Origin of the sequence: Bacillus sp. AR13-1 (assembly GCF_008042285.1) — a bacterium.
GTDB classification, from domain to species: domain Bacteria; phylum Bacillota; class Bacilli; order Bacillales; family Bacillaceae_G; genus Bacillus_A; species Bacillus_A mycoides.
Map to the genome: position 1 here is coordinate 20935 of NZ_QNUA01000014.1, position 15544 is coordinate 36478.

The window sequence follows — 15544 nt, forward strand, 5'->3', positions numbered from 1 at the left end:
TTTTGTAAATCATTCATTACGATACACTTACACCTGTTAAAGAGAATAAATCCTCTTTTGTTGGATTAAGTGATTGTAACCAGCTATCTACCTTTAGAAAGTTTACTTTTTTTAATTGTTCGCCTTTCTCCGCACGCTTAACCACTTCTAAACATCCATGATGATGAACAAGCATTGTAAGATCATCTTTCTTAAAAATACAATCTACATCTGAAGACTTTACATGATGGCTATGCAGAATCGGTTTCCATTGCTTGAGCAAATATCCCTCTACCTCTAAAAATCCACGGATGGCTGTAAAACGAAAACTCGTCCCACTAAAGCACTTTTCCAATAAAAAAAGGAAATCTCGTATACATCCATTAAAATAGACATGATACAAATAGATTTCCCCTGCTTGTTTTGCCTCTTGTTGCGACAAATTTGATGGTTTAATAGAAAACTGATAACAATCTCGTTCCCAAAACGCTCCTTCTTTTGTAACTCTCATTCGTAATGCACGCAAACTCGGTATAAAGTCATTTGGATGTGCAGAACAAAATATGGATACTTCATAACTCATTTTCACAATAAAATCCCCCATAAATAATAATTTTTGCCCGATATGATAATGGCTCATATAAATTCAACAGACTTGAAAACAACACAAAAAGGGCTTCTTCAAGTCGATTAATAATGTGCATAGCAAAATAAGCTATATATACACTAATCGGCTCAAAGAAGCCCTTTCACAATTGAAACAAGACGCAACTTGCTTCTACAACTCAACCACAACACATAAGGTGTGGGAATAAACGGAATCAATTAAACAATAACTATAATTTTATATTAATGAATTCATACCATAATTTCAACAATTTTATGTTTCATCAAGATATTCCGCTCATTTCTTTTGCATTTTTTTCAAATGCTGTGTAATAAAAGTATCCTACACGAGATATTGAGTCGTATCTCATTCGTCATTTTAAAAAAGAGGGACAATAAAATGACCCTCTTTTTTGTTTCTTTCTCATAAAAATTTATTTATTTTTTTGGTTTTGAAATCACTAAATATAAAACTGTATATAGTATCGTTCCCACTATTACTATTAATAGGGAAATAAAAACATCTGAAATCAGGTTGAACCACTCTTTATTTTGAACATATTTGATAATATCTTTGTAAAATATTAGGTTCATAAAGAAAAACATTGGTATACCCCAAAATAAAAAATTTATTTTATATTCTTTTTTAAAGTTTGATAGATTCACTTTTAAACCTCCTTTCAATTTAAATATTATTATATTAAATTAAAACACTTTTTAATAGTTTATTTTCCATAACAAGAAAAAGAGACCTAAGTCTCTTTTATTATTTTAATGCTAACCATTCATAACTAGACCAATCTTTCGGCTGTTTGTCATACTTGATACGACCAGTTGTACAAAAGGAGGCAATAACCCATTGAATAAGGTTCATCTTTGCATAGGGATCAATACAATCTTCTAACTTTTTCAGCTGATAGCCTGTACTGTTTTTCTGCCAAATCACATACAAGCGAAAATGTGTAGTAGTAACTAGCCTAGCTTTTGTTGTAACTTGCCATTTTGCAATTTTCGTTAAATCCTCTTTGACTTTTCTCTCATACTCTTGTTTTATGACTTTATAGCTCTTATCTTTATTAATTAATCCATTAGAAAATGCAAAAGGCATTTGATGCACCTCATAGACAGTTCCTTCTTCATCTCCTAATATGTTTGATTCTACTAGAAATATATTTTTTAGTTTTAACTGTTCCGTTAATTCTTTTCCGCTCCGATAAAACGGCTTTTTTATCTTCTGAAGCAGGACAACCTGTACAATTAATCCTATAAGTAACGGATACGCTATTATAAAGACCATATTAATAAACATATTTGTAATAAGTACTCCTACTAGTGCGAATATCGTGAAATAAATATACGTTTCTCTTTGATGAATGATTCTACTATTCAAGCCAAGATACCTCCGTTTTGATATATAGTGAAAACAACATAAACAAGTGCTCCTAATAAAATAGAACAAGCCCCTGGAAAGCTCTGAATGAGCTGTATTTCTTTCTTTGGTAGTTTCGCACCAAACATAGAGGCAGCATGCTCTAATTGGTCTTTAATAGCTCCTACAAACCCTAAAATCTTAATTAATCGATACACACTGGCAATCCAAAAGAATAGTAAATGGAAAGCTGTTAATGTAATTGCGGTAAGCATAGCCGATTCTTCTACTACATTGCTAACATACAAAGCTACCACCACAAGCATTTTCGTATCACCGGGTGAAGAAAATTTAAACGTCTCTAACAATAAACCACATGCTAAGGCCATGACTAGTACAATCGCAATCTCTTTCCCTGTTCTTACTCCATCAAAATACGTGATTCCTATACCCATAATTAAGAATAGTAAATGCCACATATTTTTCGTTTTTCTATACTTCAAATCAGTAAATACATTCAGGATCATATACCCTATCAATATTCCTATTACATATATACCCATATTTTTCTCTCCTTATTTCATTCTTGTTTAAATGGATTTTTTAAGGTCCACTTACTAAAGACCATGTGACCGTAGAATTATAAGTTGCTTGCCCATTCTTCCCTACATAGGTTGTCCCTGGATCTAGCTGAAGTTGGAATGCATGTTGACCAAAATCAATTTGATATTCTCCAATTGCTACATCTTTTGTAGCCTGGATAATGGTGTGTGCTGCCCCATTATCAATAGGTGCATTGGGAATCTGTACAATAGGTTTCCCTGTCTCTGGCCCTTTTACTTTTGTTACACTCACTTGATTTTTCAAGTATAGAGAACCCTTTGGCAATTGTTTTGATATATTCGATTCTGTAAATGGTGATATAGTCACATTCAATCTCCATCCATCCGCTTGATTCCGACTATCACGAATCATGATTTTTCCTAAGGTACCAAATGAATTTTGTTTTTCTCCATTTAATTGGATCGGACTGAATTCCACACTTTTTGGTACAGTGAGCATGTCTACATGTCCTTTTTGTGTGGTAGAAACATGCTTTGTCGCACTTTTATTCCCAGCTTTATCTACTGTTCGGATATGTACATATTGCGGTTTCGCATAATCAGTCGGAAACTGAATACTAGTCTGATTTGTAAACTGAACGCCATTTGCTTTATCGAGTGATATGTCCGGTTTGTCATTTACTACATATTCATACCCTTTCACACCACTTGTTACAGTTGCAGGAACCTCCTTAGAAAAGTCCGACGCTCCATTCCTACCAACTCCACGAATTTTATAATGATAGGTACTCCCCTCATCTTGCGCGGAATCAAATGTTACTTTTGTTTCCTTTAGCTCTTTATTTTCAATTTGAAAACCTTCTGGTGTTGTTGGCGCTGCCTGATCCCTTGCCTCTTTATCTACATAGTCAGAGAGTCTACCCTTATATATTTGCTGATTCCCCCGGTATACTTCTGCCTCCGATGCATATCCCACTTTTAATTCATCAACATATGTAATCCCTTCTGAATACGCAAGCATATAAAACGTTACGCCTCGTTGCTCGGTAATATAAAAAGGATTATTTGCAACTTGGGTATTCATACTAAATGTAGACCATCCATTTATGTCTTTATTAGAATCATCCTTTGTGACCGTACGATTATTTGGTAATTGGATAGGTGCTGCCCATTTTCTTGTTTTTAAGCGGTCACCTTGTTTCATTGGAGTCATAATAGGACTATTTAATATTAACTTCCCCTGTCCAGAACCATCCTGATAAGGAATTACTTTATCTACCATCGGAGAATCTTGATACACATCTTTATTTATGTCCGAAGTTAAATGTTTTCTATCCTTTGGTATGTTGGTGCCTGGTTCTCTTTCCGGAAATAAAGAGATATTACTAATTTCTAATTCTTTCGAACCGGATGGCACATCCTTTAAAACGGTAGCGTTATAATAATCAAATTCTCTTCCTGTTTCCCAACTTCCATCACCATAGAAACTAATTCTTCCCAATCCTTGTGATCTTGCTTTAAAGGTTGCGGAAATATAAGCATTATTGGGCACATTTAATCGCTTAAAAACAGCAATAGAATCTGTTTTAACCGTATAGGGATATAAGACTCGATTCCCTCCTAATTTTGTATCAAATACTTTGTATCCGCTAGTATCTGCACCATTAGGATAAAAGACTTCTGATTGTAAACTTTGATTCCCATTCCCATAAAATTCTCCCCAACCATTCATTAAATTGACATCTTTAAGGTTATTAAAATCAATTTTCCATAGTACATCTTGATCTAAGATATCAATTGCCCATTCCAATTTGACCTCATTCTCTTTTCCACTTGCAGTGAGTGTTGGAATACCATTCTGCTGACTTACTGCTTGATCAGCTAATATAGTGTTATCTTTTATACCTATAAATAAGCATGCGGCGGTTAAAAGCATGACCGAAGTGAAAATCTTCCCCCGTTTCACCCTATCCTCTCCTTTCACTTCTTTAGTATTTATGAGGCTTTTTGTTCTTCTCTCTGTTTGGAATGCTTCTTTCTCCACCATACAAATACAAATATTGAAATGATTACTATAACAATACCAGCCACTATCATATATGTTTGATTAGAATACGTCGGTAATACCTCTACTGCACCAGTTTGTTCCGCGTACTCTGTCACATTAGAAGCAGTTATCTGGAATTCTTCTGTATATGTTTTGGGTACACCGTTCTCTTTTATTGTGACTTTTAGCATATACTTTCCATCTTTGTATTCTTTCGCTTTCCATGGAATAGCCAATCCTACCTTGGATTTCGGGGCAACATTGAACGCTGGGATATTCCCATGAAATAGAACGTTATCCTTAGATAAAACTTCATAGTAAACTGCCACATCCCTCACTATATTTGCATTTGTATTTTGAATAAGTGCATGTACTTGCGGTTGTGTTGGATACGATTCAATAGCTGTGCCATTTAACTTCATAGATACATTATTAACGGAATCTTCAGTCTTATTTGCATTCAATTGAATCGCTACCGCATATTCGATACGGTTATGTACAGAGAAGTTCAGTCCATCTTTTTCAAGATCCTGTGATTTTGTATCTTGTACTAATTCAAACAATAATCCGCCCAAAAATACTCCATCTTGATTAGGTGTCGTTAGTTGTACCTCTATGGTCTTCATTTGATTCCCTTCTAAAGTAACAGTAGAAGGAGCTTGCACATACTGATCCATATAAAAATCTGTATCCATTAACGTACTTTGTGAAACTTCACGGTTTGGCACATACATAATACCTCCGTTTGTTGAGGTGAGAGCATTAGCCACTTTTACATTCACTTTGATTGGAGTATTAGCTTTATTGTGTACATCCATTTTCACTGTTTGGTTCTGTTTCTTTTTCACCTGTAAAGTAAAATAGTTTTTGATATCGCCTAATTGATTATCTGGAACATGAATGTCTACATCAAATGGTAGACTATCTTGTTTTTCTTCTGCATAAACAAGCTGAAAAGGTTTTAGGCATAAGCTCAAGGTAAACACAATACCCACCAATATACTAATAGAAATTTTATAAGCATAACTCTTCATATTGCACCTTCTTTCTATATACAGAAGAGAAGCATATCTATAATATGTATCTCTTCTGCACTATAATTTCTAATCAGGGGCCTGTTACAATGGAATAGGTAAGTTTCGACTCATATGAGGTAGCACCAGCCTTATTCTCTACATATGTACTATGTGGATTTAGAGTTAAAGCCAAGGATTTATCGTTGAAACTGACATTGTATTTACCCATGCCCTCATCTTTTTTCGCATTTAAAATTGTAACCTGGTTATCTGTGTCGATTACAAAGTTTGCTGATTTAAACTCCGGGTTTGGTGAACTCGTCCCTCCTACTTTCGTAATAGCAGCACCGCCACTATTTAGGACTAGAGATCCTTTTGGAAGTGTTCGATTTGATTTTGCATCGCCACTTACTTTAAATTGATCTGCTTTTACATTAATTCTCCAACCATTCCCTGAACCAGTTGCATCTGTCACTGTTAGCACACCAGGATTTGCATTTGTCACCTGTGTTTCTCCACTTAGTGTTATCGCATTAAAATTACTAACTGGTGTGACAGCAACATTATGTTCTCCACCCGTAATACTTTGTGTTAATTTCGTCTCAGCTGTTGTTGCTGCACTTGCAGGTGTACCCATTACTGACATACCCAGAGCAATTGTTGCTAAAGTAGGAATCATTACTTTACTGAATCTCATCATAATACCTCCTTATGTTTTAAAAGGAGGGAGCTGTATGAAACATGCCCCCTCTTATTTGCAATCCAAAACTTATTTTTTGTTCCAAGAATCTACATCTGCATTGCTTGATGCTTTTGTGAATCGAGCTAGAATTGTATCATACCCACCTTGAATGGCTTTCCATACAAATGGTCCAATGACTAGCACAATAATTACCGCTAAAGCGATTAACATACCGTTTTCTGATGATAACTGTGAATCTTCGTTTTTTAACCAATTTTTCATTTTTGCTAACATGTTATTTTTTCTCCTTTATATATCGATTTTAAGAAACTACTAGAATAAGAATTTACCTAATTAAAATTTTATTACTTGTTCCAAGAATCCACATTTGCATTGCTTGATGCTTTTGTGAATCGAGCTAGAATTGTGTCATATCCACCTTGGATTGCCTTCCATACAAATGGTCCAATAACAAGTACAATAATTACCGCTAAAGCGATTAGCATACCGTTTTCTGACGACAACTGTGAATCTTCGTTTTTTAACCAATTCTTCATTTTTGCTAACATGATTGAATCTCCCTTATCTATTTATTTGAGCTATTTCTAACAAACATTATGAAACTAACCTTTTATTTCTTGTTCCAAGAATCTACATCTGCATTGCTTGATGCTTTTGTGAATCGAGCTAGAATTGTGTCATATCCACCTTGAATTGCTTTCCATACAAACGGTCCAATGACTAATACGATAATGACCGCCAAGGCGATTAACATACCGTTTTCTGATGATAATTGTGAGTCTTCATTTTTTAACCAATTCTTCATTTTTGTTAACATGTATTTTGCTCCTTTTCCTATTCCATTTGGGGTAATATCTTTTTTATAAACTTGCAAATCCTTGTGTTAAGGATTGAATAACAATGACCATTGGATAAATAACGATACAACCAATAACCGCAACGTTAAATTTATTCATTTCCATTGGTTTATCTTGAATCAGACGGTTGTAGTTCTCATGTTTTAATTCACGCATCATTTTAATTTGCGAATCCATAATCCGAAGACTTTGTACCTTGTCCGTTTTTTGCGCTTGTTGTAACGCAATCGTAAAGGTATTTACTTCTGGACTATTTAGAGCTGCTGCGAAGTTCCTAAACGGTTGATCCGAGCCCGCATACATTTCTAATTCTGCTGTAAGAGTAGATACATACGGACTAAGATGTCTCCCTGCATATATCTGTGCCTTTTTTACTGCTTCTAATGTTGTATGTGTCTTTAACAATTGCAGCAACGGAATTAAATACTCTGGCAATTCAAACTTCCTTGCTTCTATCGCCTGCTTTATTCTTCTCTTTAATAAGTAATCTGGATAGAAGTAAAGCAGTGGTGAAACCAGAACGCCTACTTTAAATACGTAGTAATCATGGAATACGGTACAAATTAAGAAAACAGATGTGAAAATGACGGGATACGCAACCTTCATTTTTAAATATTCTTCTGGTTTCGTATCCAAGCCAGCTTCCTCTAATTTTTTCTGAATCTGCTCTTTCTTTTCTTCTGTCAGATACTTATGTGATAACGATTGAAAAGGAGCAAGCATCATTTGATTCAAATTCTTCTTTTCAATACGCTTCGCATTTTCTACATAATGAGTAAGTACACTCTCACTGTCTTTTTTACTTTGTAGAAAGGTGGAGAATACCCAGTACATGACAACAAATATGACTAAACCTAAAAACGCAGCCATCTTATTCCCCCCTTTCTGTCGGGTTATAATTTGCAATTTTTTCTACACGTGTTGCTAGGAAAAATACAATAAACATATTTATTGTTAATGCAATTTTCCCCATCATAGAACCTGCCAAAAATCCATATGCCTCTTTTGACATCAACATAATGACAATCGGCATTGCGATGACTATTAAGCAGTTCTGTACAAAAGCACGTTGCGCTTGCGACAAACTAGAACGCAATCTTGCCAGGTATAGCTTTTGTTTTTCGAAATCTTCTGCAATATCTAGTAAGACTTGCACTGAATTTGCTCCACCTTCTCGGCTACATACTTCCAACATTTCGTGGAAGAATACCAATTCTCTGAAATTAAAGGTTTCATTAAACCCTTTAAATGCACGGTGCATCGTTGTTCCCCCTTCTAATAAAAGAGAAACTTTTTCTATTTCTTCTTGAATACTGTCATGCATCATCGGTTTCACCTGAAGTAACACTCGTTTTGCGTTATTACTAATTTGAAGCGCATTCGCTGTAGCCTTCATATAGATAGATAGACGGTCTATGACAACCAAGTAGTAACGTTTTTTTCTTCGATAGAGAAGAAATCTCGGCACTAAAAACCCACATAAAGCGGAAATGAGTGTAAAAGAATCTCTTCCAAAGGAAAAGTAGAATACTGCCGCAATACTCATCCCTGAGAGTACCGTATATAACCAGTACATACTTTTCGTCAGTTTCCACTCGTACTTTTGGGCTTCTAGGATAACGGATTGTGGAAGATACATTCGTATTCCTTTGATATTCCGTAATTCTAAGCGTCTTTCTTCTTTCTCATTTTCTTGTACAAATTGGGAAAGGGCAGAACCCTTAGATTTTGTAAACAGTAAAACTAACAATAGTACACTCATGAATATGAGGAATATACATCCATAAGCTAACAAACTATGCATATTGCACCTCCTTATGTGTAAGGAATGGTGCATAAAGAGCTGGATTTACAGTAGAAGAACGGAATTTCTTCTCCATTTCAGCTGACATTTTTGCTGTAATGATATGATCTCCATGAATCTTCCCTACTTTCTCATTCATTTCATCGTATTCCTCACCTGTCGGAATAAATTGAGAAAGCTGATTGAACTGTATATCATCTTTATAATCCAATAATTCAATCATCTCTGTAATATAGCGATTCCCATCATCTTTTTTTTCTAAAAAGACAATCACATCAAACGTCTGTGAAATTAATTCATATAAATACTTAGCGTCAATGTTCGCACCACTTTGCAGGCACATGAGCATTAAACGTCTTACTGCTTCTTTCGCACTCCTTGCATGGACTGAAGTAAAGCCAGGGTGTCCTGTTTGGAAGAAATTCAGCATTTTTAATGCTTCTTTCCCCCTTGATTCCCCTACAATTAATCTCTTTGGCCCTTGACGTAATGCATTCGTCAACAATCTATCAAAATCAATTGCATTCTCTTCTACTTCCGATGCCCTACACTGCATCGGAACAAAATGATGTTCTGGAAAGATACGATGCAAATATAATTCAGGGTTATCTTCTACTACGAGAGTACGTTCTTTCTTCTTCCCTTTCGGAATATGAGAAGCAAGATATTTCATAAACTCTGACTTCCCTGTACCTGTTGCTCCCGCCACTAAAATATTCATTTTGGCTTTTACAGCTGCTGCTAAAAAATCTAGCATTTCTTTCGTTGCCTGATTCGTAGATAACATGCGTTCTTCAGAGGCACGAAGATGATCCGCATTCTTACGAATCGTTATCGTTGTACCCAGTCCACCCAGTTCATCTAATGCAATATTGATACGTATATAGGGAAATACGCAGTCTACATAGGGTTTAGCTGTATTTAAGGATTCTGAAGTACTGTTTACCATCTTATAGGCTAAAGCTTTCACTTCTTCTTCCGTTTCAAACCGGTAAGGAAATGTACATTCTCCTTCGCCAATCTTTTCGTAAATAATCTCTTTTGTGCCATTTATATAAATATCGGTTACGTCCTTATCTTCTTTCAAAGGCTCTATAATCCCAAATCCCACAATATCGTCACATACCATGTTTAATAACTGATCAGAAGGTACATCTGCGATAACAACTTGATTACTTAATAAGAAGTTTTTAATGATAGTTTCTATAGTGGCTCGCTTCTCTTTATTCATAAAGGATTCACTTAAAATATCACGATGGTCTTTCACTAAAAATGCACGAATCTCATCCGTTGTATCTTTAATTTGTTGTGCTGTAGTCGTTCCTAATTTCCGAGCCGATTTGGAACGAATCATATACCCAAAATGGTATAAATCTACTCGATTTCGTTTTAAGGCGACTTGTTTTGCCTGTAAATAGCCCCACATACTACTAACCTCCCCTTTTAATTTCGAAAACCAAAGATACCCTTTTTCATAGAGGATGTATGCTGGGATGTAATATCAAGACCAGCTGCTTCCATAATGTGATGGACCTTTGTATTAATTTGTGGGGAACCAATCTGCATTCCCCATTCGTAACTTGTACGATCTCTGTCATATGGAATAGTCACCGCAATTCTTTGAGAAGAAAGCTTTTCAATATCTTCTACATAATTCTCATCTCCCATGTTCAAAACATGAATCATACGAGGTAATGTCAGCTTCGCTTCTTCTATCAGCTGTAATTCTTGCTTAATTGCTAAAGCACCACGAGGGTTACTATTTAACACATAAACCACAATATCTGATTGATATAAGATTGGGTAACTTAGTACCTCTGATAATTCAGTTGGTACAGATAAAATGATGTAATCGTATTCTGTGGCTACAAGTGATTCGATAAATGTCGTTACAAATAATTCTTTGTTTTGAATTTCAGGGAAGTGAGCCATGTTATATCCTGATGGAAATACCAGAAAATCCATCTTATCGTGCAATTTTTGTATCAACCTTGGATTCAATTTTTTCTCTAGTAAATCTTGTTTTGTGCAAATGTACTGCAAGAGATTGTACTCATTTTCTTTTCTCACAAGCTCTAACATATTTTTGCTGTCATGGCTAAGACCTGTTCCAACTGCAAAACTCGGCCTTACTTGGTCTGCTTCTACATACAGCACCTTTTTCCCTAAATGAGCTAACTCATTTGCCATCGCAATACTTAACGTGCTTTTCCCTACATTTTCGTTTGTCGCATAAAAAGCAACCATTCTGACTTGCCGCTCCATCTTAATACCCCCTATCTTATTTGGATTCGTTCAGATACTGTGCAACAAATTCTTTTACATTTTTAGAAATTGGATTGGTTGAATGTTTCTCAACATAGTCTAAAATGTTCTTCTGATCAGATATTTGCGAGAACCCTTCCGCTGGTTGTAATTCCTTCCCTGTTTGTTCTACCTTTTGTCCGACTGCAACAGGAATCACATCACCAAGCATTTTCGCACGATTTAAGTATTGGAGTTGTTCTGGTGAAACAGCTAATGTATATAAACGAGTTACCTTCGGTTTTTGTTTCCCCTCTTGTTCCTCTTTTGATTCTTTCTTTTCTAACACGAATGCATCTTCTGTATTACTATCTTTTGCAGCCGTAACACGTACACGTTGGAAAAGACCACCGAATACAACCTTTTCATTGTCTCCTTCTTTCACAACCTGTTTGAAATACAAGTCCACGTATGTGTTAGGAATAATACTATTCCCGGAACTTGTTTCAAGATCAACGAGTAATGGGAAAGCAACTTCTTCATTTTTTAGGTTTAATATTGCAGAGTCTGGTAACTCTTCTTTCTTTACCACTTTATTTTTGAAGAGATAGCTATTTTCTGTAATGGGTTGCCCATCATTTGTCCATTTTCCTACGACCTCTTTCTTACTCACGCGTAATGCATTGGGTGGAATGGAATCACCAGGTAATGTGCGTTCAACTAGCATATACTCTTTAATCTCTGTATGAGCGGGTATATCCTTTGCGGCTACGACAATCTTTGTTGGTTTTACTGCATTCTCCACTGCAAAATGATTGTATCCATAGATACCAGCGACTGTTGCAGCGGCAAGACCAACCGCAGCAATCTGCTTCTTTTGAAACTTAGATGGCTTCAATGTTTGTGTTCCTCCTTATGTAGCCTTTAAACGCAAAAAAAGGACACACCTATGGCATAAAGCGCCTTAGGTGTGTCCTTTTAGCTAATCTAAAGTCTATATGAAAATGTTGGATTTGTTTTCTTTAATATTACAATTTCAATATTATGATATATACGGTTTTATGTCAATCATTTCTAAAAAAAAACCTATTTTTTCTATTCCAACGCACGAATTACAAAAAACAAAAAACCTTTAAAAACGTTGTCATATCAAGGTTTTTAAGCTATTAACTACCCATTAAATATGATATAATAGATGTAACGTAACTGAATATTTCAGGGTGGTCGGTTGCTATCCTTTCTCTTTCATTTTATGGAGAAAGGAGGTGACCGTATGGATATACTTTTCACTATAGCAATTGAAATTGTAAAAGTTATTGCTAGAGAAGTCGCTGTATTTTTTGCAAAACGGGTAGGTAAATTCCTATCAAAGTCTTGGAAACAAATACTAAAAAAGCGACGAAAAACGAAAAGAACCACCCACAATGCCTGCAAGCGTGTGAAGGGCGGTTCTAAGAAAAAATAAACTTTTTTAGCAACCATCCACCTTGCGGTAGCAGTTACATAAGGCGAGATGTTGAAGCATCTCGTCTTTATTAGTTTATGCAAAAACTATCTTTGTAATACTTCTACACATATTATAACATCAACTATGGTCCATGTCATGTCTCTGCATCCACTATAGTGGATGAAATAAATAAAATTACTTCTAAAACGAAATCAATTTTGTTCCTGTTTCAAAATACTTTGCAGGAGCATAGCTTTTCCCATCACGATCCTGAAATTCACTGCCAATGCACAGAGATACAATCATTGCGACAACCCCGATGAAAATTGCACGTCTCACACGTTGTTTTTTCTTTTTGTCCATTCCAAATTCCCCTTTCTACGAAAAAAAGGCACATCCCATTAAGGGATGTGCCTTTGGTTTGTCCATTCAGCTACTAGTTTAAGATGGATATATTATTGTGTTAATTCAACTTATTATACAATACTACTTAACTACTTAACTAATTTCTATTCTTCATATAGTACCAGTCTGACAGGTCAGTAATAATATGTTCCTTTCCTGCCCAGTTCCATCCTGGTGTTTGTACAGGGAATGGAAGATCTGCAAGCACATCTCTATCTACAAAATCATCGTATGCTGCGCCTTTGATTTCTACTTGATTTGTCATACATAAACTCATTTCATTAATTCCCGCAGGGGGTGTTTCAACTGTAAAATTATATTTACCATCTTTCTTTTTCAATGGCGCGTACCATTTGCGTCCCCCATCAATCATCTTTTCCTGTCCATCCCAATATAGAGACTTAGTCGGTCTTTTACTATCAAATACAAGACCTGTTATTTCAGACAAATACATATTTTTAGGTAGGAATTTCGATGTCAATCCATTATTAGAAACACGCTCCAAATCTTGTGTAGTTTTTAATCCTTCATCGGCAAAAGGATATTGCGCCGTTGCTTCTGTAAATACACCAGGGTAATTTGCATTCCAATCATTTTTGTATTTTCCGTTTACTTCATAAGTGAATCCATATCCACTATGAAGCTTAGAAGGTACTAGATTATCAATACTTCCACTTAATGTTTCATAATACATTTCTCCAACTGTATCATCTTTAGAAACACGCTCACTGACTGTCTCTACCACACTTTTTACGCTAGTTACACCACACATCCCTTTTTCATGTGATGGTGCATAGATAGCTGTTTTAATAGGATTATTTTTGTATGTGGTTTCTTCTATATCTATACGATTACCAGCAGGGTTAATTTCCGCCTGAATTGTTCCTTTCCCTTTATGCTGCCAATCAAAATTCAATGTTTTCTTTTCTCCCTCTGTTAGTCTTATCTTTTGTGAAGCCACTTGTTGCCCATTATGTTTTAACACCACAACTGTTTCAGGATTCACATATTTTTCTTCTAATCCATCTAACTTCTTAATTTTTTTCTTCTCTTTATCTAGCTTCTCTCTTGCCTTATCTAACCTACCCGCAGCGTTGTCTAGTCTATTCTCTTCCCATGAGCAGTCCCTATCATAATAGTGGTGATTTCCTTCCGCATCTATTTCATGAATAGGATCACGACGGCAATAACTTAGACTTGATTGAGCGCTATCTCTATCTGATTCAGTGCTATTTACTTCCTGCTGAGACTTATTAATGTTGTTATTTACCTTCGTTCTATATTCGTCACGTTCTTGTTTAAAGTTATCACGTGATACATCTACCCTTGTTTTAATATTCTTTCCTTCTCTTGCTGTTTCACCTTCAATTCGGTCAGCCGAGAAATCAATTTTAAATTTGTAATCATCTTCATTGCCTGGATCTGGGTTAGGTGTAACCTCTGTACCACAGTTACCATCCACATTAAAGTTTATGGTCTTCTCATTTGAATCCCTTTGAACAGCGTCAGTAACTTTAATTTTTGCAGTATAACGCCCGCACATTTGCGGCTGCCAGCTTACATCTGCTTTAGTAAAATTCCCTGCATCGCCTTCATTTGGTTTATCATTATTTTTTTGTGGATTCGAACGTAGATAATTTTCTTGGTGATGCACTGTTTCACCATCTTTTGTAATGTCTAGCATCCATTTCACACGATTTCGTTCACCAGCAGCTTTTTGATAAGGATTTACAGTTGTTCCATTTGGATCTCGGTCATTATAACCCTTATTTTTACTTACATACTCAAAACCGTTAAATGTAAATTTTACTGGGACATTCTTTGCACCACTAGAAGCTTTAAAATCTTCAATTTCAGGAATACTTGTACGTACATACCATAAGTTATATTTATTAACATCATCTACAGCACCAGACCCTGCATATCCGCCAGAAAGATAAGCTAAGTCACGAATCCAATAAAACTTTCCTAAAGATTCATTGGAACTTTTAAACCTTATAATGTTATGTTTCCCCATATTTATTAAAACAAAGTCTGGATTCCCCCAATATTTATCTTTAATAACAGACTTACTCACGTGTTCAACTTCTGTTACCATACGATCACCAGCTGGAACTGGACCGTTAATGTATCCATCATTTGCAATACGAATGTAAGGTTCTGACCTATCTTCACTTTGGACCAGATTTTCCCACGGATTATCCCAATTAAACGAACCGTTATACACTGCTGGAAAATGTAAATCTGCTCTATATAATAATTGTTCAGATTTATATCCACTTCCAGGTCTAAGTAATTTCCCTTTCAATTGTAATTCGTCTGATATTAAAGACGTAGTTTCATTTCCATCATAAAATGGTACATCACTATTCCCCGCACTTGCTACTGATGGCAATGCCAACATTAAAGAGGTACAAGTTAACAATAACCTTTTTCGCATTCTCATAAAATTTTCCTCCTTAAACGCAAAAAAAGGACAAACCTGTACCTTGGGAAGGTACGTA

Annotated in this window: 18 protein-coding genes; 1 reads left to right on the forward strand and 17 read right to left on the reverse strand. The window is 35.5% G+C overall.

Annotated elements, in window-relative coordinates:
* Positions 1–16 precede the first annotated feature (16 nt).
* The 15 genes from DN408_RS12500 to cpaB all read right to left on the reverse strand — a co-directional run bounded on the left by DN408_RS12500 (position 17) and on the right by cpaB (position 12086).
* Positions 17–568: a hypothetical protein gene (locus DN408_RS12500; RefSeq protein WP_002139706.1), complete on the reverse strand. Its 552-nt coding sequence runs from the start codon at positions 566–568 to the stop codon at positions 17–19.
* Positions 569–1023: 455 nt separating this feature from the next.
* On the reverse strand, positions 1024–1251 hold the full coding sequence (locus DN408_RS12505) for a hypothetical protein (protein ID WP_002139707.1): 228 nt from the start codon (positions 1249–1251) through the stop codon (positions 1024–1026).
* 100 nt (positions 1252–1351) lie between these two features.
* Positions 1352–1975, reverse strand: coding sequence for a hypothetical protein (locus DN408_RS12510; protein WP_002139708.1), 624 nt, complete (start codon positions 1973–1975; stop codon positions 1352–1354).
* Positions 1972–2517 (reverse strand): hypothetical protein, encoded by a 546-nt coding sequence (locus tag DN408_RS12515; protein ID WP_147740127.1) that lies wholly within the window; start codon positions 2515–2517, stop codon positions 1972–1974. The genes DN408_RS12510 and DN408_RS12515 overlap by 4 nt, the downstream gene beginning before the upstream one ends.
* Before the next feature lie 40 nt (positions 2518–2557).
* Positions 2558–4483 carry a WxL domain-containing protein gene (locus DN408_RS12520; RefSeq protein WP_147740128.1) on the reverse strand — a complete coding sequence of 642 codons (1926 nt, stop codon included), beginning with the start codon at positions 4481–4483 and terminating at the stop codon, positions 2558–2560.
* Positions 4484–4512: 29 nt separating this feature from the next.
* The gene (locus DN408_RS12525; protein ID WP_147740129.1) at positions 4513–5598 is read right to left on the reverse strand and encodes a WxLIP family cell surface protein; all 1086 of its coding nucleotides are present in this window, start codon (positions 5596–5598) and stop codon (positions 4513–4515) included.
* A 73-nt stretch (positions 5599–5671) separates the two neighbouring features.
* Positions 5672–6277: a WxL domain-containing protein gene (locus DN408_RS12530; protein WP_147740130.1), complete on the reverse strand. Its 606-nt coding sequence runs from the start codon at positions 6275–6277 to the stop codon at positions 5672–5674.
* Positions 6278–6349: 72 nt separating this feature from the next.
* Positions 6350–6556 (reverse strand): hypothetical protein, encoded by a 207-nt coding sequence (locus DN408_RS12535; RefSeq protein ID WP_000879954.1) that lies wholly within the window; start codon positions 6554–6556, stop codon positions 6350–6352.
* A 71-nt stretch (positions 6557–6627) separates the two neighbouring features.
* Positions 6628–6831, reverse strand: coding sequence for a hypothetical protein (locus DN408_RS12540; protein WP_002166805.1), 204 nt, complete (start codon positions 6829–6831; stop codon positions 6628–6630).
* Between the two features lie 62 nt (positions 6832–6893).
* Complete coding sequence (locus tag DN408_RS12545) at positions 6894–7100, reverse strand: hypothetical protein (protein ID WP_002166806.1); 207 nt, start codon at positions 7098–7100, stop codon at positions 6894–6896.
* A 43-nt stretch (positions 7101–7143) separates the two neighbouring features.
* Positions 7144–8010: a hypothetical protein gene (locus DN408_RS12550; RefSeq protein WP_002166807.1), complete on the reverse strand. Its 867-nt coding sequence runs from the start codon at positions 8008–8010 to the stop codon at positions 7144–7146.
* Position 8011: 1 nt separating this feature from the next.
* The gene (locus tag DN408_RS12555; RefSeq protein ID WP_002166808.1) at positions 8012–8944 is read right to left on the reverse strand and encodes a hypothetical protein; all 933 of its coding nucleotides are present in this window, start codon (positions 8942–8944) and stop codon (positions 8012–8014) included.
* Positions 8937–10370 (reverse strand): TadA family conjugal transfer-associated ATPase, encoded by a 1434-nt coding sequence (locus DN408_RS12560; RefSeq protein ID WP_002166809.1) that lies wholly within the window; start codon positions 10368–10370, stop codon positions 8937–8939. The genes DN408_RS12555 and DN408_RS12560 overlap by 8 nt, the downstream gene beginning before the upstream one ends.
* Before the next feature lie 17 nt (positions 10371–10387).
* Positions 10388–11209: an AAA family ATPase gene (locus tag DN408_RS12565; protein WP_147740131.1), complete on the reverse strand. Its 822-nt coding sequence runs from the start codon at positions 11207–11209 to the stop codon at positions 10388–10390.
* Between the two features lie 16 nt (positions 11210–11225).
* Positions 11226–12086 (reverse strand): Flp pilus assembly protein CpaB, encoded by an 861-nt coding sequence (cpaB, locus tag DN408_RS12570; RefSeq protein WP_002166811.1) that lies wholly within the window; start codon positions 12084–12086, stop codon positions 11226–11228.
* A 375-nt stretch (positions 12087–12461) separates the two neighbouring features.
* Here cpaB and DN408_RS12575 point away from each other — a divergent pair, with 375 nt between their 5' ends.
* Positions 12462–12653 (forward strand): hypothetical protein, encoded by a 192-nt coding sequence (locus tag DN408_RS12575; RefSeq protein WP_002166812.1) that lies wholly within the window; start codon positions 12462–12464, stop codon positions 12651–12653.
* Between the two features lie 183 nt (positions 12654–12836).
* On the opposite strand, the gene DN408_RS31380 is transcribed toward DN408_RS12575, so the two are convergent.
* Both DN408_RS31380 and DN408_RS12580 read right to left on the reverse strand, forming a co-directional pair.
* Positions 12837–12998 carry a hypothetical protein gene (locus tag DN408_RS31380; RefSeq protein ID WP_002166813.1) on the reverse strand — a complete coding sequence of 54 codons (162 nt, stop codon included), beginning with the start codon at positions 12996–12998 and terminating at the stop codon, positions 12837–12839.
* Between the two features lie 139 nt (positions 12999–13137).
* A complete protein-coding gene (locus tag DN408_RS12580; RefSeq protein WP_002166814.1) occupies positions 13138–15486 on the reverse strand; it encodes a hypothetical protein in 2349 nt (782 codons plus the stop codon).
* Positions 15487–15544 lie beyond the last annotated feature (58 nt).